This is a genomic window from Vibrio sp. McD22-P3 (genome assembly GCF_021568915.1).
GTDB classification, from domain to species: domain Bacteria; phylum Pseudomonadota; class Gammaproteobacteria; order Enterobacterales; family Vibrionaceae; genus Vibrio; species Vibrio mediterranei.
The window spans coordinates 315,507-335,129 of record NZ_JAKGTN010000002.1; the positions used below are offsets into that span (position 1 = coordinate 315,507).

The 19,623-nt window shown below is 44.3% G+C and carries 17 protein-coding genes; 11 read left to right on the top strand and 6 right to left on the bottom strand.

The window, feature by feature from the left end; genetic code table 11:
* Nucleotides 1-16 precede the first annotated feature (16 nt).
* Nucleotides 17-355, bottom strand: a complete 339-nt coding sequence (locus tag L2W36_RS03480; protein WP_062456122.1) for a hypothetical protein — start codon at nt 353-355, stop codon at nt 17-19.
* 95 nt (nt 356-450) lie between these two features.
* Nucleotides 451-990 carry an NUDIX domain-containing protein gene (locus L2W36_RS03485; protein ID WP_006070368.1) on the bottom strand — a complete coding sequence of 180 codons (540 nt, stop codon included), beginning with the start codon at nt 988-990 and terminating at the stop codon, nt 451-453.
* 138 nt (nt 991-1,128) lie between these two features.
* On the opposite strand from L2W36_RS03485, the gene L2W36_RS03490 reads away from it, so the two are divergent.
* Together L2W36_RS03490 and L2W36_RS03495 are read left to right on the top strand one after the other, a co-directional pair.
* Nucleotides 1,129-2,763, top strand: coding sequence for a mechanosensitive ion channel family protein (locus L2W36_RS03490; RefSeq protein WP_236109335.1), 1,635 nt, complete (start codon nt 1,129-1,131; stop codon nt 2,761-2,763).
* A gap of 149 nt (nt 2,764-2,912) precedes the next feature.
* Entirely contained in the window at nt 2,913-3,773 is an 861-nt protein-coding gene (locus L2W36_RS03495) for an SMP-30/gluconolactonase/LRE family protein (protein ID WP_236109336.1), read from the top strand.
* A 56-nt stretch (nt 3,774-3,829) separates the two neighbouring features.
* Here the strand turns inward: L2W36_RS03495 and L2W36_RS03500 are convergent, their stop codons facing one another.
* The 3 genes from L2W36_RS03500 to L2W36_RS03510 all read right to left on the bottom strand — a co-directional run bounded on the left by L2W36_RS03500 (nt 3,830) and on the right by L2W36_RS03510 (nt 6,426).
* Nucleotides 3,830-4,081: a hypothetical protein gene (locus L2W36_RS03500; RefSeq protein WP_006070371.1), complete on the bottom strand. Its 252-nt coding sequence runs from the start codon at nt 4,079-4,081 to the stop codon at nt 3,830-3,832.
* 298 nt (nt 4,082-4,379) lie between these two features.
* Nucleotides 4,380-5,111 (bottom strand): carbonic anhydrase, encoded by a 732-nt coding sequence (locus L2W36_RS03505; protein WP_236109337.1) that lies wholly within the window; start codon nt 5,109-5,111, stop codon nt 4,380-4,382.
* A gap of 124 nt (nt 5,112-5,235) precedes the next feature.
* Nucleotides 5,236-6,426, bottom strand: a complete 1,191-nt coding sequence (locus tag L2W36_RS03510) for an MFS transporter (protein ID WP_236109338.1) — start codon at nt 6,424-6,426, stop codon at nt 5,236-5,238.
* Between the two features lie 117 nt (nt 6,427-6,543).
* Here L2W36_RS03510 and L2W36_RS03515 point away from each other — a divergent pair, with 117 nt between their 5' ends.
* The 8 genes from L2W36_RS03515 to L2W36_RS03550 all read left to right on the top strand — a co-directional run bounded on the left by L2W36_RS03515 (nt 6,544) and on the right by L2W36_RS03550 (nt 18,588).
* On the top strand, nt 6,544-7,311 hold the full coding sequence (locus tag L2W36_RS03515; protein WP_062456110.1) for an ABC transporter ATP-binding protein: 768 nt from the start codon (nt 6,544-6,546) through the stop codon (nt 7,309-7,311).
* 21 nt (nt 7,312-7,332) lie between these two features.
* Nucleotides 7,333-8,259 carry an ABC transporter substrate-binding protein gene (locus L2W36_RS03520; RefSeq protein WP_443088376.1) on the top strand — a complete coding sequence of 309 codons (927 nt, stop codon included), beginning with the start codon at nt 7,333-7,335 and terminating at the stop codon, nt 8,257-8,259.
* An 11-nt stretch (nt 8,260-8,270) separates the two neighbouring features.
* Nucleotides 8,271-10,262 (top strand): Fe(3+)-hydroxamate ABC transporter permease FhuB, encoded by a 1,992-nt coding sequence (fhuB, locus tag L2W36_RS03525; protein WP_236109339.1) that lies wholly within the window; start codon nt 8,271-8,273, stop codon nt 10,260-10,262.
* Between the two features lie 270 nt (nt 10,263-10,532).
* Entirely contained in the window at nt 10,533-12,275 is a 1,743-nt protein-coding gene (locus L2W36_RS03530; protein ID WP_236109340.1) for an IucA/IucC family protein, read from the top strand.
* Nucleotides 12,276-12,290: 15 nt separating this feature from the next.
* Entirely contained in the window at nt 12,291-13,136 is an 846-nt protein-coding gene (locus L2W36_RS03535; protein WP_236109341.1) for a GNAT family N-acetyltransferase, read from the top strand.
* 3 nt (nt 13,137-13,139) lie between these two features.
* Nucleotides 13,140-14,918: an IucA/IucC family protein gene (locus tag L2W36_RS03540; RefSeq protein WP_236109342.1), complete on the top strand. Its 1,779-nt coding sequence runs from the start codon at nt 13,140-13,142 to the stop codon at nt 14,916-14,918.
* An 11-nt stretch (nt 14,919-14,929) separates the two neighbouring features.
* Nucleotides 14,930-16,267, top strand: a complete 1,338-nt coding sequence (locus tag L2W36_RS03545) for a lysine N(6)-hydroxylase/L-ornithine N(5)-oxygenase family protein (protein ID WP_236109343.1) — start codon at nt 14,930-14,932, stop codon at nt 16,265-16,267.
* Nucleotides 16,268-16,452: 185 nt separating this feature from the next.
* On the top strand, nt 16,453-18,588 hold the full coding sequence (locus L2W36_RS03550) for a TonB-dependent receptor (RefSeq protein WP_236109344.1): 2,136 nt from the start codon (nt 16,453-16,455) through the stop codon (nt 18,586-18,588).
* Between the two features lie 64 nt (nt 18,589-18,652).
* On the opposite strand, the gene L2W36_RS03555 is transcribed toward L2W36_RS03550, so the two are convergent.
* The gene (locus L2W36_RS03555) at nt 18,653-18,898 is read right to left on the bottom strand and encodes a hypothetical protein (RefSeq protein WP_006070382.1); all 246 of its coding nucleotides are present in this window, start codon (nt 18,896-18,898) and stop codon (nt 18,653-18,655) included.
* Nucleotides 18,899-18,981: 83 nt separating this feature from the next.
* On the opposite strand from L2W36_RS03555, the gene pcp reads away from it, so the two are divergent.
* Nucleotides 18,982-19,620, top strand: a complete 639-nt coding sequence (gene pcp, locus L2W36_RS03560) for a pyroglutamyl-peptidase I (protein ID WP_236109345.1) — start codon at nt 18,982-18,984, stop codon at nt 19,618-19,620.
* Nucleotides 19,621-19,623: the final 3 nt, after the last annotated feature.

Sequence of the window (19,623 nt, forward strand, 5' to 3'; positions counted from 1 at the left end):
TTAACAATACAGATGGTTAGATGTGACCAAGTTCACCAAGTGTTACTTTAGATAAGGCTCTATCAGCTTCAAGAGTGTGAGCAATTAACTTTCGTGCATCATCAAGTTCAAAGCCCTGATCTAATGATCGGTCCGCTTCTTTAGTGACCATTTTTAGGAGCTCAATAGAGGAAGAAATATCGTCAATTGACCCTTTTAGCTCGCTCAGTATCTGAAGACTAAAAAGCTGCTCAGTGAGCTTTTTAATCGCAGATTCGAGATCATAGGCGTCCTCTCTCAAATACATCGTAGTTTTGTATTTTTCCAGTCGCCGAAGTGTGTCGATTAAGCACTCTTGAAGAGTTAACTGATCCATAGTCATTCCTCAATCAGGGTCGTATTCTCCTAGCTTGGGATATAATTACCTAATATCGAACTTTATAAGTACTTTTGTGACCAGTTTCCGATTTTCTAAGGTATCAAGCCTTTCATTTTGGTCAGTCCCCATGCGCCCGTGGTAACAATATCCTGGATCTTTCCTTCGATGATCATGGTTTCAAACTCTTTGATCGTGAAGGCTTGAGTGATGAGATCTTCTTCTTCACTATCAAGGCGTTGTTGCTTTTGAGTCAGTTCAGTGGCGAAGTAAATGTGGCAAGTTTGATTGAGGAAACCGTACGCGATGAGTTGCTTGCCTACATATGTCATATTTTGAGCTTCAAGTCCGGTTTCTTCTAATAACTCACCCTTGGCGAGATCCAGATGATCGGCGTCGGGATTAGACTCCCAGGCCCCCTGAGGAAGCTCCCAAAAGCGATCGCCCACCGAATATCGGAACTGTTGAACTAAGTGAATGTTCTGACCGTCAAGAGCAATAATAACCGCGCAATCTGGTTTATCTACTACGCCATAGATTCCTTCTTTGCCACTGGGTCGCTCTATTCTATCTTCGCGAACGGTCATCCAATTGTTCTTATAAACGACTTTTGAATCTAGCGTTTTTATGGTCATGCAATTCCGGCCTTTAAATTGTTCTAGGAGAGATAAATCACATTACCTCTATCTCTTACAATTTCAATAAGAAAAAACGAGAATTCAAAGAATTAGATCCTATTCTTATAGAAAATCATACTGTTAATGGATGACCAAATGAAACAGTGGCTGATAGTATTTTTGAGTTATAGTGTCGTCATGACTTCTTGGGCAGAGAGTGCTTTTCCATTAGCCCCCCCGGATACCAGTACGCCAAAAGCAACTTATGAAAGCTATCTTAAGCGAGTGACTGAGGCGAATTTGGCTCTGGGAGAAGTATATGGCGATATTGCTAATGTAAGTGTGGAGCAAAAGCAGAATATCTTCGCGCTGTTCGATAAAGCCTCACAAACTTTCGATCTTTCTGCCATTTCCGATCTCAATCGTCATAGAGTTGCGATGGAATCGGTAATGTTAATGAAAGAGGTTCTGGATCGTATCCCAAGCTTTGACCCGGCAATGATACCCGATTCTAAAGACGTTCAAAGTTGGACGATTCCGAACACCAATATACAAATAGTAAAACAAGAGTCTGGTAATTATCTGTTCTCAAGACAGACGGTAGCGAATCTTCATTATTATTACTCGTTAGTGAAACACTTACCTTCGAAGTTGGAATCCACGCCTGATTATTATCAATATTATTCATTGAGTGCAGGACGATTGATTCCGCCAACGTGGTTTTCACTCATTGACTCGTTACCTCCCTCGATGATGTCTGAGATCGCCGATCAAGCTGTATGGCAATGGGTTGCGTTCCTATTATTAACCGCTCTTCTTACAGGTTACGCGTATTTGGTTTATCGACAGGTGCACCATGCGCTGTTGAAGCCCTCTTTGATGGCACTAGGATTGTTTGGCTATACATGGATTGCTGATTATCAGCTCAATCTAACTGGTGGTCTGATGAACCTTCTTAATGTGGCAGGGGAGTTATTGTTCTGGCCTTTGATTGCACAAGTCGCATACATCGTCGCATCTTCAAGCTGTAAAGTGTTATTCGCAGGCAATGGCCAGGTTAGCGGCTTGAAAAAGAGTTTGAGTCAAATCACGGGAACCATTGTTGGGACCTTATGTGGGGTGGCCATTCTTGGGTTCGGTTTACATCGCTTGGGTGTTCCAGTTTATGGGATTGTTACCGGGCTAAGTCTAGGTGGTATGGCAATTGCTCTGGCGATAAAACCTACAATGGAAAACCTGATAGGCGGGGTCATTCTATTTATGGACAAGTCTTTGTCTGTTGGGGACTTTTGTAAAGTAGGTAGTGTTTCTGGAGTAGTTGAGCAAATTGGTGTTCGTTCTACATTGATTCGCGCTAAAGACCGAACGCAAGTCACTATCGCTAACGGCGATCTAGTGAAAATGCAAATCATCAATTTCAGCCGCAGGGACCGTTATCCACTTTTGGTGACTCTCAATCTTCGCTATGAAACTCCAATGGAAACGATGGTGAGCTTGACCCGCGATATTCGTTCAATGTTGGAAGAGCATGAGTTGATTTTGGCATCACCACTCAGAGTACATTTTTCTTCGTTCAGCGATTACAGTCTGGATATTGATGTATTCGCCCACATTGATACCCAAGAGCGGGAAGCGTTCTTGACCATCCAGCAAGAGTTATTGATGAAGATAAATCAGATAGTCGCTGAGCATGAAGCCAAATTTGCCTTACCATCGAATACCACGTATCTAAAGTCCGACTTCCAGTTTAACAATCCCGATCAGCTCAAAGTCGCGGGCGATAGAGACTGAATTCTTCGCTGATTATTCAATAGGGGCGATTCTCCGTCCCTTGCTTACATAATTTGTCCTTCAAATTGTTAATCAGCGCTAGCACCCTAGCGCTGATTTTGTTACAACAGTGCCAGAAAATTACCAACCTTAATTGATACAAAAAGGACATGAACGTGGCACAACCTATTCAGTTTGAAAAGTTCGTCGATCTAGATTTTGATTTGGCGGAATGTCCACGCTGGGACTGGCGTAATGAATCTTGGATGTGGGTCAACATCTGTGACGGAGAGCTTTGGCGTCAAAAAGATGGTGTGAACGAAAAACTTGAGTTTGGCGAACCTATTGGTTGTTTCGCTATGCATGGTGAGCAAGGGTTCATCGTAGCGCTTAAGTCAGGTATGTATCACATTAGCAATTGGGGTGCAGAAAAAACGTCTTTGGCACCGTTAGTCTCTGAGTTTCCACGCATGCGTTACAACGATGGTCGCACTGCACCTGGCGGACGCTTTATAGCAGGTACGCGCAATGGCGCCAAGGTTGGTGACCAAGGGCAATTCCATCAGTTACATCTTGATGGCACGATTGAAGCGCTACCAATGTTCGCTTGGACATGTAATGGCCTAGCGTTTTCACCAGATGGTCAATGGTTGTACTGGGCAGATACAGGTTCAAGTAAAGTGTATAAACACAGCTACAACGCTGAAACAGGTCAATATGGTGAGCAACTAGTGCACTGTGACCTTACTGAACACAATGGTCGTCCTGATGGTGCAAGTGTAGATGCTGAAGGGAACTACTGGGTAGCTATGTATGCAGGTCAATCCGTGGTTAAAATCTCACCTGATGGCGACGTTATTGACGTGATTGCTGTGCCATCAGAAAATCCTACAATGGTTGGTTTTGGTGGTGAAGAGTTAACGGATCTTATTGTGACTTCAGCAGAAGGCAGTAAGGAGAAAGGCAAGCTTCTGATTGCTAAAAACGTAGCACAAGGTTTAAAAGAAACACTAGCAGCCGTGGTGGTATAAGCTCGCAACGGCGCATACCGAATGTAGTCATAGCGGTGCATCTGAGTGCACCGCTGTTAACAACTCATCGACATCTGCTGTTGGCGATACGCTGCTCGGTTCATGTCACTTAAGTCATCTTCTGTAATATACTTTTTGGCGACCACGTTGCCAGACACCACCAGGTGAGAAATGTAATCTCGGCAACTCGTTGTGGGCATATTGCTCCACATAAAGTCTGCTTTGGTGGTATCGCTAAAGCCGATATTGAGCACGATAAACCGCTGCTTATTCCTCATATCGTATACGTTGATCTCACACTGTTGCATACTGCACCCCCTTGTTTTGCCCACCGCTATTCAAGGCTAACCTACTATTCTCAGTAAGGAATGCTTTTGAACATCGTGTTATTCAAAATCTCATCATTGCAACATATTCTAAATTTTGTTTAACAGTTAAGTTACACGCTACGCGTACGGTAAACTTTGAAGCAGTTCAAAGAGTTAATTTTCGAAAGGTTGGGATTCGTATTTCTGGAAGGTTGATCAAAAAAATCTACCACTAATGTAATGATTTTGTTAATAAAAACAAGAGTGCAGTGTGCACCCTTGTCAATTTAGAGCTGAGTTACTTTAGAATGAGGCGGGCGTTATGTGGTTGTATAGGACGTGCATTATTCCCCATAGTATCAGATAAGTTTTCCAGAGGTGCTTGTTCAATAAATTGTGGGTCAGTTAAGACAATCCAACGTACTCCTTCGCTGCATGGTGGGGTGGTTAGTGAACCGTTGTAACGATAATAGCTATGAACTCTTGGAAGCAGAGATTTAAGTTTTACATCGGATTCCACTTTTATCGACTGGCCATTTGCTGGCAGTGTATTCAGAAGAGCCGATAGGGCGGAGTCTTCTCGTTTTCCTATGTCGTACATAACGGCAACAACCGCGAGTTCACCATTGTCATTGGCGTGGACGAAATGCGCTTCAAGTGGGGCGTGTTTACCGTTAATGGTATTCTCAGACGGCGTATGAAAGTGGAACTGTTTTAACGTGAACGTTTGTTCGTCCAGTTTCAAGGTGTTGCTACCAGTGACATTGATTTGAATGGTATGCCCATTATTAACAACGTTGCCAATGCTACCTGAATAGTCAAACTCAAGTGGCGTCATCTCTGCTGCAGTAAGCGATTGTGTTTCTATATCTATGGGGCTTTGATTTTTACCTTGGCTGCATGTGCTACTGAATGAACCCCAGTGTGCGGGGCCGTTATCCGCGCCATATCCCCAACTTTGCGCGACTACCCCTTGAGAGAATGGCAGTAGTGACGTGAGAGTTAGAGCGAGTGTTATCTTATTTTTCATCTGATGATTATCCTTGTCTGACGTAGAGAGTGTGAATACTCTGGCGCTAGAATAATGGATAATTTCAAAATGCAATTATTTGCATATTTAGTTTGCGATTCTGCTCCAATCTTAACCAAAAAGACTATGTCTTGAGCTGTCGAAATGTAAGTAAAATCATCAAACCAGCAAGCAAGATGCTAAACCCTATTGGAGCAACGTCTAAGTAGGCGCTCAATGACATGATAAGGCCTGCCAATCCAAACCCAATAGTGTGTCCTGTTGCAATAAGCCCACTGATCTGTCCCTGATTTTCACTATGATGTTGCATTGCTTTTGCTGTGTAGGCTGGAGCCATTACAGCATTACCTGAAGAAACAACGATGATAGCAATTAGGTACATGGTAATGCTAGGTACCAGAAACAGTCCGTAGCCAATGAGTGTGAGAGTGGCACCCAGAGTCAGCATCTGATTGACTGAGAACAGCTTTTTCTTTACTACAAATAGCTGCGTCAATAACGTTGCCACTGCACTGGTTGTCAGCAAATAGCCAACCCAATCTGACCATTGTTCGGGTGTTAACTCAGGTATGCTTTGCAGCAACGGCGTTAACGAGTAATGCAGTACACCAACGGCTGCACAGAGACAAAGCCCAATGGTGATATAGTTCTTAATGCTGCCGAGAAGCGCGCGACTTTTTATCTTCTTGGGGCTTACTGTCGACGGTATGGAAGGTTGCAATAGACATAGTGTCACCAGGAATAATGCGGAGGAACCGACGAAAGCGAAAGGAAGTAACGGATTTAACTTTACTAAGGCGACGGATAGCAATGGTCCACCAATTCGGCCAACGCTAAGTGCGGCGCTGACAGAGGTAATCGCACTCAACCGATTTTCTTTCCCAACAGTTTGTATTGCCCAGTGTTGACTGGCCGGAACTAATCCTGACACCGTCAAACCATAGATTATTCTCAATGTACCCAATAACAAAATACTTGTCGTCGTTGAAATCCAGCTCTGTTCTAGGGCATGGATGATCAAAGCAAAACCGATAAAGGTAACAGCAAGACCTAGCAATCCGATAGAGACCACTTTCCTAGGTCCGGATTTATCGCTCTGCTTTCCCCAGAATGGAGCGCTAGGTAGAAATAGAACACTTCCAATGGCAATTAGTATCGACCATGTGCCTAAGTCAATATCTGTAGTCATTACTAGTATCGGTAGGGAGACAAGTAGCGCATTTTGTCCGAAACCGATCAGCGAAGCGAATGTGCCAATTAGCCATAGAGTGCGGGTCGGACGTTGTTGCGCTTGAATGGTACGAGTATCGAGCATAGCAATGAGATTTTATAGAGTGGTGACAGAACACTCTAAAGTAATTACAATGCGCATACAAATCTTTCTCATTTGCAATTATATTAATTGCTTTAATAATAAGATGCTCAATTTATTATGTTTTCATTAAAGCAAGCAAGCTTCCAAATAGGCTCACTTGAAATCTTAGTCCCTTTTGATTTGGACTTTGTCGCAGGGGAAGTCACATCACTGTTAGGTCACAATGGTAGTGGCAAATCAAGCTTGATTAAAATGCTTAGCCGCCAGAATCAAACTGCATCAGGAAAGGTGACCTTAGAAGGCAAAATCATTGATGACTACTCACCAAAAGAGTTTGCTAAGAAAGTGGCTTACCTTCCTCAACATCCACCTATCACCGATGGTGTGACAGTTCGTGAACTAGTGATGTTTGGCCGTTATCCGTGGAAAGGAGTGTTAGGCCGATATACCGCTGAAGATTATCAGCTTGTCGAAGATGCAATTAAACGTGTTGGCTTGCAGCCGTTCGCTGAGCGTTTTGTGAGTACGTTATCCGGTGGTGAGAGGCAGCGTGCTTGGGTTGCTATGCTATTGGCTCAACAAAGCGAATGTATCTTGCTTGATGAACCAACTTCCGCACTCGATGTTACCCATCAATATGAGTTACTGAAACTGATTCGAGAATTAAACCAGAGCCTAGGTTTGACGGTGATTATGGTAATCCATGACGTCAATATGGCTGCGAGGTTTAGTGATCGTCTGGTGGCTCTTAAACGAGGACGAATTGTTGTTGATGGCTCGCCAGAAGCGGTGATGAATGAAACATCACTATCAGAAATCTACGGGATGCCTCTCTCTACCTTTACTGATCCACAAACTCAGAACGTCATCAGCTACGTTCGTTAACCCAATCAAGGAAAGCTCACTGTGTTAAACCGAACTCAATCAAAATTCATCATTACTACGCTCATGGCATTTATGCTGAGTGTGGTGTCAACGTTGTCCATGGCAAAAACAGTTCAGCATGAATTGGGAACCGTGACATTCGAGCAAACTCCGAAGCGTGTCGTGGTGCTTGATTGGGCGTTAGCTGAGTCGGTGCTAGCGCTTGGTGTGCAGCCGATTGCCGCGGCTGACGTCAAAGGCTATCAAGATTGGGTAGGGTCGCCGGCATTACCCTCAGACACGATCGATGTAGGTTCACGCCGTGAACCAAACTTAGAACTTATCGCTAGCTTAAAACCTGACCTTATTCTGATGAGTGGTCATTTAGCGCCTGCTTATGAAAAACTGAATGCTATTGCACCAACCATTGCGATGAGTATTTACAACGACAAGCAACAACCTTACGAGAATGCTAAATCATTAGTGACTATGTTGGGAGAGGTATTTAATAAACAAGAACAAGCCAAGTCGGTGATTGCACAGACAGAGAAAAAGCTGGCAGATAATGGCGTTAAGGTCGCGCAGTTGAACAACGGTAAACCATTCCTAATGGTGCGCTTTATTGGCGATAAACATGTTCGAGTCCACAGTACAGGTTCTCTGATGAATGACACTATCTCGGCTATGTCGCTTAAAAATAGCTGGAATGGCCCAACTAACAGTTGGGGATTTTCTTCTGCAAGTGTTGAACAGCTTGCCAAGTATCAAGACAGCAACGTACTTATTTTTGGTCCGCTTACCCAACAAGAGCAAGCGCAACTTAACGCGTCTCCACTGTGGGGAGCCATGGCATTTTCACGAGAACATCGCGTGAAGATTATTCCTAAAGTTTGGACATTTGGCAGTTTGATAGCGATGCAGAGACTCAGTGATGAAGTCGTCAATCAAGTATCAACACTTGGTCATTAACAGGTTTGCAGATGCAGTTAACAGCAAAACAGCGCACTTCCTATAACATTAAAGCTCTTGTTTTAGTGCTCTTTGGATTAGTGGCGTTGATCTGGCTAGTAGATAACGCGCTACCCTACCAATTATCGGCGACAGAGTGGCAGACCTACTTTTTTCATCGAGATGATAGTGATTACCGTCAACTGATCCTCCATTTTACCTTTTTCCCTCGCTTATCGATGGCGCTGCTATGTGGCGCCGCGTTGGCAATTGCGGGATGCTTGATGCAGCATCTTTTGCAAAATACGTTGGCCTCTCCAACAACACTTGGCGTGGCTGCTGGAGCAGAACTTGGCATGACGACCAGTCTGCTGTTTGGTATCGCTGGTGGCAGTATTGTTCAGTACTCCTTTGCTTTTGGTGGCGGTATGGTTGCCGCCGCGTTAGTGTTCTTGTTGACCGCTAAAAAAGGGTTCGCTCCTTTGCAAATGGTGCTGGCTGGTATGGTGGTGACTTTGTTTTTGGGGGCGACCAACATGATGTTGGTTATGCTTAATGAGCAGCAGCTAACTAGTCTGTTTGTATGGGGAGCTGGCGCGCTCGCCCAGCAAGGTTGGGACAATAGCATCACCATTTTAACTGTGTTGAGTGTGATTCTAGTGGTGGTCATGGCAATGCTACGGCCGCTTTCTGCCTTAGAACTAGGTAGTGAAGTTGCTGAGTCGGCTGGCGTGAATGTCGCTAGAGTTCGAGCCATCGGCCTGACGCTCGCGGTTATCGTGACATCGGTTGTTGTGGCGACAGTGGGAGTGATTGGCTTTGTCGGTCTTGTCGCTCCCACTATTGCAAAAATGCTTGGTGCTAGACGGTTCGTGCATCGAGTGTTTGTTAGCGGTGGTGTTGGCGCATTACTGCTGTTAACCGCTGATCTGATCATTCAACCATTCTCAGGTGTCTCAAGTGAACTATTGCCAACCGGTGCCATGACGGCGTTGTTTGGGGCGCCATGCCTTCTTTGGTTGCTGACTAAACACAAATTTGCTTCCAGTTTTAAGGCAGAAGAAGTTGCTAGCAAAGCTTACAATCCAAAACCTTTTGTTCTAGTTTCTTTGATTCTTGCTGCGATATTACTCACGATAGCAAGCTGTGCGCTGTTCTTGGGGCGAACTCATTTAGGTTGGAGTGTTACAGCGGACCTTAATATTCTCAACCTTCGTCTTCCTCGTGTTTTAGGCGCAATATTTGCGGGCTGTGGACTGGCTTTAGCGGGGACCATGGTACAACGAATCACAGTTAACCCAATGGCGAGTCCAGAAGTAATGGGTATTAGCTCTGGTGCAGCATTGGCTTTGGTGCTTTGCGCGTGGTTTGGCTTCACACCAACAAGAGGCGAACAAATCCTCTATGGGGGAGTGGGTGCGGCACTAGTAATGATGGTGATCTTGCAATTTAGTAAACGCTCGAACTATGCCCCATCGCAGTTACTTCTCACGGGTATTGCTGTGAGCGCGGCGTTAGATGCTATCCTTCGGGTGGCGTTGTCATCTGGTCAAGATAATGTTCAAGCACTATTAACATGGTTGTCGGGCTCAACTTATTTGGCGAGTTACAGTGATGTGTCGGCATTGGCTATTGGCGTTGTGGTATTGGGAGGCGGGACGTTTATCGCGAGTCGTTGGTTGGATATTCTAAATCTAGGGCAGGTATCTGCTGTCTCGGTTGGAGTGAATACCAAGCGTACCCGATTGTTCTTGCTAGTGATGGCGTCTCTGCTGACGGCTCTGTCGACACTGGTCATTGGTCCCCTCAGTTTTGTCGGACTGCTTGCCCCTCACATCGCTCGTGCATTAGGCCAGTATAAAGCGAAGAACCAACTTATCGTTGCTTGTTTTGTAGGGGCGATATTGATGGTATCTGCTGACTGGCTTGGTCGAACTCTTTGGTTTCCATGGCAATTTCCTGCGGGTTTAATGGCTTCTGTTGTTGGTGGTGGTTACTTCCTCCTTCTACTACGAAAGGCTTAAAAATACGCAGTAAAATGTGACTGGTATCATAAAAATGGCACATTTTAGTGCCATTTTTCATTTCTGCTTTCTGATGATTCTATCATCCTGTTCCACGTAATTTCCCCGATCTTATCTGCACACTTGTTTCTTTTCACGTTCGTCCCTTGTTGGGTGATGGCTATTTCTCTGTTTGATGCTATTTCGGTAAAGATTCAATATATTGATGTTGATTGTGATAATCATTAGCATTCGCATCTGATTATCGGGGTTAAGGAAGAGGTAAGAAAAATGACAACCCATCATGCCCATTTTACTGATGTGGCGGCGAACTGTTTTTGGAATGGACTGTATCGTGAGTCTGCTCTAGTTGAGATTGTGAGTAAGGAAGCTACCAAGTACCTTTGCGCTCCAATTCGAGACGGCAAGTTAATTATTGTTGAGGTATTGAGTGAGTCTAGCACCGGTATTAACCGTTATTCACCATCAATTGAGCTGCGCAATTCACGTGGTGATTACGCAGAGACATTAAGCTTCCAGCAGGCCTGTGAACTCATCATTGCCAATGACGACATTGTAGGTAGCATCGACACTACGCAGCGCAAGCATTTCCTCGGAGCTGTATCGGAAAGTCATCGCAATACCTGGGTGGCACTTGAGCAGTATGGTCAAAGTCTAGGGGATCAGCAAACATCGTTTGAGGAATCTGAGCAGAGTTTGTATGTCGGGCATTCGTTGCACCCAGCGCCGAAAAGTCGCTCCAATCTTAGCCTTGAAATCAGTAAACAATTATCTCCAGAGTTAAAAGCCAATTTTGCTTTACGTTGGTTTGCAGTGCGCAATGAGTATGTATTTGGTGGTTCGGCAACGGGTAGTGATTGGCGAGAGTATGTTAAGCAGCTTCAGGTGAGCGAAACGACATTACCTGACACCGCCAAACCGTATTTAAATAGTACCAGTTGGCAGGTTCTCCCGATGCATCCTTGGCAAGCGACACAGCTATTAGCGCTGCCTCAAGTTCAGGAACTGACAAACTCAGGAAAGCTAATTGATCTTGGACTAGGACACTCTACATGGTTTGCAACGTCATCCACTCGCGCTATTTATAATCCGACTGCACCATTTATGCTCAAGTTCTCGCTGAGTGTGAAATTGACCAATTCGATTCGCTTGTTATCTGAGAAGGAAGTGAAGAGAGGGACGGCACTTGCAGATATTTGCCAATCACTCTCTGAAGATGCGAGGAAATATTTTGCCAATGGATTGTCTATCATCCACGAGCCCAGTTACTTTGGTTTAAAGGACAACAAGGGTGAGGTTATCGATGAATCATTGGCGACCGTGCGCGACAACCCGTTTGTGGTTGATGACCAACAGCCGATGAAATCTCATGGCGTGCTTGCGACCCTTTGCCAGCAGACTCCTTACAAGCAAAGCGGCTATGCATTGTCCAACGAACTTCTTATGTTGGCACAGCAAAATCAAACAGATGCCGAAACATTGGCAACACAGTGGTTTGAAGCGTTTTGTGACAATGTTGTAGTACCGATTTTCGAGTTGCAAAGCCAGTTGGGTATTGTGTTACTTGCTCATCAACAGAATATCGTTGTAGAGCTAGAGCAAGGTATGCCAACCAAAGGTTACTTTAGAGACTGCCAAGGTGTCGGGTTTACCAAACTCGCTTTTGAACACTTCCCGCAATTGGGGAACCCAGAAACGACAGAGAACTATTGGGATAGAGCAAAAGTAAACCGCTATTTCCCTTACTATCTGATTTTGAATTCATGTTACGGCGTCATAGCAAGCTTATCGCCATTAGTTGAAGAAGCGATTCTATTTGACCTGTTGAAGCAGCGTCTAACTCAACTATACCAATCTGCCCCAGCCGATACAGACTGCCTGCATTATGTGCTCAACTCTGACACTTTGTGCTGCAAAGGCAACTTCTATTGTTACCTGCAAGGTTTCAACGAGAACTCCATTCCCGATCCTTCGGTTATCTATTTTGAACTTCCTAACTATTTATCACGTTGATTAAAGGATTACGTCGTGAATACAGAACAACTTGTGCGTGACGTTGAGACGCAGTTTACTCATCACCCCGACTTAGGGACAGTTTCGCTAACAGAACAAGAATGCCAGCTTTTAGGTTTTCCGATGCAGTGGTTAGATAAAACGGGAATTGATAGAGCTTGTTTCTTCCAAATTAACCTCACCGGCCTTTGCCATCAGCCCTCTGATCGTTTTCCTTATAGTAAGCAGCAAGACGACCCTACGAGAGGCTATTTGGCTACACGTCCACCTAAGCCCGAAGGTGAAGTTTACCGTCGATTTGATGTGGCGTTAGAGAAAGTTATATCGTTTCGAACGTTTGATTTCGACAAAGATCTAGCTCGCTTTACCCAATGGATGAACAACCCTCGAGTCGCCGAATTCTGGGAGCAAGCTTGGACGGAAGACAAGCTCAAAGAGTTTGTTGAAAACCGATTCTCTGATGGTTTTACGTTGCCCTTGATTGGCGAAATTGACGGCCAACCATTTGGCTATTTTGAAGTGTATTGGGCCGCCCAAGATAGGTTAGCGCCTTATTATGATTATCAGGAGTTTGATCGAGGAATCCATCTGCTTGTTGGCGACGAAAATTATCGAGGCAAGCAGTACTTCGATGCATGGTTGCGTGCCTTGTGTCATTACGCTTTCTTAGACGATGTTCGAACGCAACGTATTGTCATGGAACCTAGGTTCGACAACGTGAAGCTATTCAAACGTCTTGCGAGCAGTGCGTTCGAAAAGCAGTTTGAGTTCAACTTTCCACACAAACGTTCGGCATTAATGATGATGAAACGAGAATTGTTTTTCGATCTCGCTTGGTCGATGGATAGTGAGAGGGCATAAGGTATGGATGCTAGTCAGGCTATTTCTCAGTATTGGTCGCGCGCCAATCGGAATTTGGTGGCAAAAATCATCAGTGAGTTTCACTACGAGGGTGCGTTTGAGATAGGCGAGACCTCAGATTCAAACCTCTGTGCCGCTCGTATCGGTAATGCGCAGTATCACTTCCAGGGACGTAAGCAGATATGGGGCAGCTATCGCATTGATACCGACTCATTAGTGCGTGTTTGTGAAGAGCAAAATAAGACCGCTATCGAGGCAAACTTATTATTGGCTGACCTCAAGCTTCATCTCTCAATGAGTGATCATCGAGTCGCTGAGCACGTCGAAGATATGAACGCTACGCTGTATTCCGATTGCTTGATGATGGCTGCGAATGCAAAGCGAACTGCGAGTGACATGTGTTCGATGAGCCTAATTGAACAGCAGGCGGCGATTGCAGGGCACCCTAAGTTCGCCTTCAACAAAGGAAGAAGAGGCTGGGGTGTGAGTGACTTAGAACATTACGCACCGGAATTTAGTGGTCACTTCCAGCTCGTTTGGTTGGCGATTCGTCGCACTAGTTTACAAGTTGGTATTGCTAACAATTTAAACTGGAATCACGATCTTGTAGCAAGCATGCTATCTCCATCTGAAATGGTTATATTTGAGAACAAACTTGCTGCAGATTTACTGGATCCAGAAGACTATCTGTTGATACCTGTTCACCCATGGCAGTGGAAGAATAAGTTGGCGATGGCCTACATTAAAGAGATAAGTGATAAGACACTGGTTTATCTTGGCGGAGCAGGTAAGCAGGTCTCGCCCCAGCTATCCATTCGAACTTTGAGTGTCATTGATGATTCGAGCGGTATTCCAGCGTTTGATATCAAACTTCCTCTTACTATTATGAACACCTCGTGTTATCGAGGCATTCCAAGTCGATATATCCAAGCGGGACCTTATGCTTCGAGCTGGATAAAGCAGAAATGCGAAACAGATGCTGAACTGCAACAGCAAGGCACTCAAGCGTTGGAAGAGCCAGCAAGTGCGTATTTAGCGTCCATTGCCTATTCACAGTTACAAGACGCTCCCTATCGATTTCACGAGTTACTCGGCGTTATTTGGCGAGAGTCGGCGGAGAGTAAACTAGAGCAAGGTGAACACGCCTATTTGATGGCATTGCTGTTTGAGATGGACAGTCATGGTCAACCTATGGTGTTAGAACTGATCAAGCAGTCTGGTCTGGCGGCGACCCTATGGCTGGAAAAACTGTTTACCGCGGTTGTGATTCCTTACTATCACTTGTTGGTGAAGTATGGAATATCGCTAATCGCTCATGGGCAGAACGTCACAGTTGTATGTCGAGACGGTATTCCTGAGCGAATTCTATTAAAAGATTTTCAAGGTGATATGCGATTAGTTCAAACGGACATTCCTGAGCTAGATGCACTGCCAGATATCGTCAAGCAAGTCACCACACGCCTACCGGAAGAGCTGATTATTCATGATCTGCAAACCGGTCATTTCGTTACAGTACTTAGATTTTTATCTCCGCTGCTTGAGAAAGTTGAGGTGACAGAGCTGGAGTTTTACTCCGTATTAGCGAGAACCATCCGTCAATATCAAGCCAGACATCCGGAGCTTGTTTCACGTTATGAAGCACTGGACCTATTCAAACCACAGATCCTAAAACTGGGCCTCAATCTGTCTAAATTCAGGCACGATACCGATAACAGCAGCGACCGTATGCTTCCGGATATGGATCTTTATATGGACAACCCACTTTATTTTTCAGAGCGATAAGGACGACTACTATGACAAATTCAAAGCAACACGAAATATACGATCTTGTAGGGATAGGCGCAGGTCCTTTCAATTTGAGCATTGCTGCGCTGTCTAATGAAGTTAATACACTAAAAACCGTATTCTTAGAGGCGCGAAGTGAGTTTTCATGGCATCCGGGGTTATTACTGGATGGTGCCAATATGCAAACCCATTTCTTAAAAGATCTTGTAAGCGCAGTTTGTCCGACGAGTGAATATTCATTCTTAAATTACCTCGTCTCTAATAAAAAGTATTATCGTTTTTTGAGTACGGAACAGAGTTGTATTAGTCGACAAGAATTTTCTGATTACCTTTCTTGGGCAAGTAAAAATATGCCTAACGTTGTGTTTGATAGTGCGGTACAGAATATTGAGAAGCACGATGGCTTATATCATATTCACACTAAATATTTGGTTTATCGTGCCCGACATATTTGCCTTGGAACGGGTAAAACCCCGTATTTTCCTGAATGTACTAAGCCTTCTCTGGGCGCCAATGTATTTCATGCGGCCGAAATTGGTTTGAGAGAGCGGAACTTAACAGGAAGAAGAGTCACCATTATTGGAGGAGGGCAGTCTGGTGCCGATATATTCCTAAATGTTTTAAGGGAGAAATGGGGTAAACCAAGTCATTTAAACTGGGTGACAAGAAGAGCGAACTATCAACCTTTAGATGAAGCTGCCTTTACCAATGAATACTTTACCCCAGAATACGTTGATACGTTTATTGGATTAAACGACAAGGTAAAACAACGTGAAATCGCCCATCAAAAACTTACATCTGACGGTGTTACTCAGAAATGCCTATTGGAGATTTATCAAGAGTTATATCAACGATTTGACGTTATGAAGGAAAAGCGTTGGATAGAGCTTCTCCCCCATCGCACTTTGACGGCACTGGAAGAAACATCACAAGGGCTGAAGCTCAAATACGCTAACGCAATCACTGAAACAGACGAGGAAGACAATGCCGACATAGTCATTCTGGCAACGGGGTATCAAGGGCAATTACCTTCCTGTGCTAAAGCACTTGAAAGTAGTTTTAAGCGTGACCAAAACAGACAGATTCGACTCAATGGAGCATTTTCTATTGAAATGAGTGACAGCGATGAAATAGGTAATGTATTTGTGGTGAATGCAGGTTTACATTCACACGGAATTGCTGAGCCACAATTAAGTTTGGCAGCATGGCGTGCGGCGAAAATAATAAATCAAGTTGCCGATCAAGCAGCATTTGATATCGAGGCTGTTAATGGCCTTATGAATTGGGGAAACATTAACATGGAACGTTATGAAGATAGAGCATTAAAAGAATTAGCTACCTCTTAAATAACAAAAATATCAATTATATAAATGGGTTATTAACGACTAATTATTGCAAAACGTGACAAATTAATAATAGAAATAGTAATAATTATCATTTATCATTCGTTTCGCTTGTGGCGCGGACGTGCTACATCAATAGCGCAGTCGATAATTAGAGTTAATAACCAAAAATGTAAAAGAGTCATAAAATGAAAATCAGCTCAAGGAAGTTCCCCCTTAACGCCATTTTGGCGACCATGATAGTGTCAGGTGTTTCAGCTTCAGCAGTGGCGGAAACTGAATCGTCAAATACCGCTACGAATACCGATGAAAAAATGGTGGTGGTAGCGAGCCGCACTCCAAAAAGTATTAGTGAAATTCCAGGTACGGTTTGGTATGTGGGTGCAGAGGAAATTGAAGAACAATATCGCGCAGGTAAGAGTTTGGATGAAATTCTTGCGGCAACTGTGCCTTCACTAGATGTAAGTAGTGGTGGTCGAACGCACTCTGGTCAAAACCTACGTGGTCGAAGCATCATGGTAATGATTGATGGTGTGTCACTGCAGTCTGTTCGTTCTATTAGTCGTCAGTTAGACTCCATTGACCCGTTTAATATTGAACGTATTGAAGTGCTATCAGGTGCGACGTCGGTATATGGCGCTGGTTCGAGTGGTGGTGTCATTAATATTGTGACGAAAAAAGCACAAAGCGACGATCTTCAATTTGAATCATTTGTCGGGGGTACATCAGGCTTTAACTCTAGTGAAGACGGTGATTATAAGCTCGCTCAGTCTGTTTCTGGCGGTAGCGACAAAGTGCGTGGTCGTGCATCGGTTGCTTACACCAAGACTCAAGCTTACTACGATGCGAATGGTAAAATGGTGACGCCTGATATCACTCAAGGCTCGACTCAGTTCAACGAGACAGTCGACTTATTGGGTAATATGCAAATTAGCCTTACTGATACTCAAGACCTTAACCTATTAGCTCAGTACTACAATAGTCAACAAGATTCGCCTTACGGTTTGTACTTTGAACAGGACAACAGTGGTGTCTATAAGTTTGTTGATGTACGCAAAGGTTATGAAGCTGATCGTCAGCAAGGTACTGAGCGCTATATGCTAAGTGCACAGTACACCAATCAAAGCTTTCTGAATCATTTGCTCATCGCCGAGCTGTCGTATCGTAAGGAAGACCATACGTTCTCGCCATACACCCAAGATGGTGGAACATCACTTAAGTTAAGTTCATCTAACCAAAATACCGATATCTTCGCGCTAAAAACGGCGTTAAGTAAGTCGTTTGATAAACTGCAATTAACCTATGGTGTTGATGGATTTATTGACCGATTCTCTAGCGATCAGGCGCTTTACAATCAAACCATCACGGAAAATACTGGTGGCTTGGTTAACAAAATTGATTCTATTCAAGGACGTTATCCAGGAATTGATACCTATGCCTTAGCGGGTTTTGTTCAAGCTGAATACGCACTGACCACCGACTGGACGCTTCAGGGTGGCTATCGTTATCAGTACATGAACACCAAAGTAGATGACTTCAAGAAAAATGCGAGTACAGCGCTCGTTCCGGGTGGTGAAACGGACTACTCTGCAAACTTGTTCAACTTGGGCACTATTTACCATCTAGATCAAACCTCGCAAGTTTGGGCTAACTTCTCTCAGGGCTTTGACCTAGCAAACCCAGCGAAGTACTACGGCAAAGATCCGTCGGTCAATGTTAACGATACTAAACTAGATGGAATTCGTACCAATAGCTACGAAGTGGGGTATCGTAGCGATTGGGATAAAGTGTCACTGCAAACGGCTGCATACTACTCATACTCTGATGGTTCGGTTGAATACTCGGCTGATCAAAGTATTAAAGGTATATCCAACCCAATCCGTATCTACGGTGCGGAAGCTCAGTTAACGTATTGGGCAACCAACAATCTTCAACTAGGTGCTACAGGGCATTATGTGGTTTCTGAAGAGAAAGCAGACTCTGGTTGGGAAGCGTATAAAGCGATGGAAGCCAGCGTTCCAAAAGCAAGTGCTTGGCTAGGCTGGTATGAAGACAACTACAACGTGAAGCTACAAAGCCTGTCAACGTTTGACTATAAAGATGCGGATGATCGTAAACTTGAAGGTTATACCGTTGTTGATCTAATGGGTAGCTACAAGCTGCCAGTAGGTAGCCTTGGGTTTGGTATCAAGAACCTGTTCAATGCTGACTACCAAACCACTTGGAGCCAGCGTGCAACATACTGGTATAGCGGTACTCCAGCACTGTATGACTACAAAGGTCGCGGACGTACGTTTACTTTGAACTATCAAGTTAAGTACTAATTGTTGTGATAAATAAAAGGTCTAGCACAGTCTAGACCTTTTTACTTTCTATCAGCCGGCGATATTAGTTACGTTTTGGGCCTGTTCTTACTAAGTCTTTGCCGTTTTCATACACATCTTGAGATACCCAACGACCTAGCAGGAGCTCGTGTTTGTCGCTTAATACAGCCACAAATGGACGACCATCAGAATTAGAGGTTGCTAACGCGATGCCAGCGACATCTTTTAGTCCCAATGCACCACTTTCTACTTGAATGAGAAAGTTCTCTAGCTGCTCAAGCGTTTCAATTACATCATTTTCAATATTCATCAGATTCTATCTCTTGCAGATAATGACTGGTGGCGTACTCTACCTAAGTTAAACCAAGAAACCAATAATAGGCTGGGTAGTAAATGAAAAAAGTGTTGATAGCGGGCTTTGATGTGTTTGGAGACAACACGATTAATCCTGCGTTGGAAGCGATCAAGCGATTATCCAATCAGCAGCTCCAGGGTGCAGAAATACAGGTATGCAAAGTACCCGTCACACGATATGAATCTATCGACACAGTGATTGCCGCTATTGAGACCCACCAACCAGACGTAGTTCTAACGGTTGGCTTAGGGGCTGGGCGAGCTGCGATTACACCTGAGCGAGTTGCAATTAATGTCGATGATTTCCGTATCGCTGATAATAACGGTAATCAACCGATTGATGTTCCTATTGTGCGCGATGGGCCTGATGCGTATTTCAGTACGCTGCCTATTAAGGCGATAACACTAAAACTCCAACAACAGGGTATTCCTTGTCAGGTATCTAATACGGCGGGGACGTTTGTGTGCAATCACCTATTTTACGGTGTGCAACATTACTTACGGGGTAGTGGTATTAAACATGGCTTCATTCACGTTCCATTGTTACCTGAGCAAGATATTGACGGCAGTCAGCCGACTATGTCGTTGGATAAGATTGTCGAGGGGCTGAGACTTGCCGCTCAGGTTGCGCTTAATTGTGATAAAGACAGTAAAGTGGGTGCAGGACAGATTTGCTGACAG

Excerpts from the sequence above, each read along its gene's own strand:
- L2W36_RS03480 (WP_062456122.1), bottom strand. The coding sequence starts at position 355 with ATGGATCAGTTAACTCTTCAAGAGTGCTTAATCGACACACTTCGGCGA.
- L2W36_RS03485 (WP_006070368.1), bottom strand. The coding sequence starts at position 990 with ATGACCATAAAAACGCTAGATTCAAAAGTCGTTTATAAGAACAATTGG.
- L2W36_RS03490 (WP_236109335.1), top strand. The coding sequence starts at position 1,129 with ATGAAACAGTGGCTGATAGTATTTTTGAGTTATAGTGTCGTCATGACT.
- L2W36_RS03495 (WP_236109336.1), top strand. The coding sequence starts at position 2,913 with ATGAACGTGGCACAACCTATTCAGTTTGAAAAGTTCGTCGATCTAGAT.
- L2W36_RS03500 (WP_006070371.1), bottom strand. The coding sequence starts at position 4,081 with ATGCAACAGTGTGAGATCAACGTATACGATATGAGGAATAAGCAGCGG.
- L2W36_RS03505 (WP_236109337.1), bottom strand. The coding sequence starts at position 5,111 with ATGAAAAATAAGATAACACTCGCTCTAACTCTCACGTCACTACTGCCA.
- L2W36_RS03510 (WP_236109338.1), bottom strand. The coding sequence starts at position 6,426 with ATGCTCGATACTCGTACCATTCAAGCGCAACAACGTCCGACCCGCACT.
- L2W36_RS03515 (WP_062456110.1), top strand. The coding sequence starts at position 6,544 with ATGTTTTCATTAAAGCAAGCAAGCTTCCAAATAGGCTCACTTGAAATC.
- fhuB (WP_236109339.1), top strand. The coding sequence starts at position 8,271 with ATGCAGTTAACAGCAAAACAGCGCACTTCCTATAACATTAAAGCTCTT.
- L2W36_RS03530 (WP_236109340.1), top strand. The coding sequence starts at position 10,533 with ATGACAACCCATCATGCCCATTTTACTGATGTGGCGGCGAACTGTTTT.
- L2W36_RS03540 (WP_236109342.1), top strand. The coding sequence starts at position 13,140 with ATGGATGCTAGTCAGGCTATTTCTCAGTATTGGTCGCGCGCCAATCGG.
- L2W36_RS03545 (WP_236109343.1), top strand. The coding sequence starts at position 14,930 with ATGACAAATTCAAAGCAACACGAAATATACGATCTTGTAGGGATAGGC.
- L2W36_RS03550 (WP_236109344.1), top strand. The coding sequence starts at position 16,453 with ATGAAAATCAGCTCAAGGAAGTTCCCCCTTAACGCCATTTTGGCGACC.
- L2W36_RS03555 (WP_006070382.1), bottom strand. The coding sequence starts at position 18,898 with ATGAATATTGAAAATGATGTAATTGAAACGCTTGAGCAGCTAGAGAAC.
- pcp (WP_236109345.1), top strand. The coding sequence starts at position 18,982 with ATGAAAAAAGTGTTGATAGCGGGCTTTGATGTGTTTGGAGACAACACG.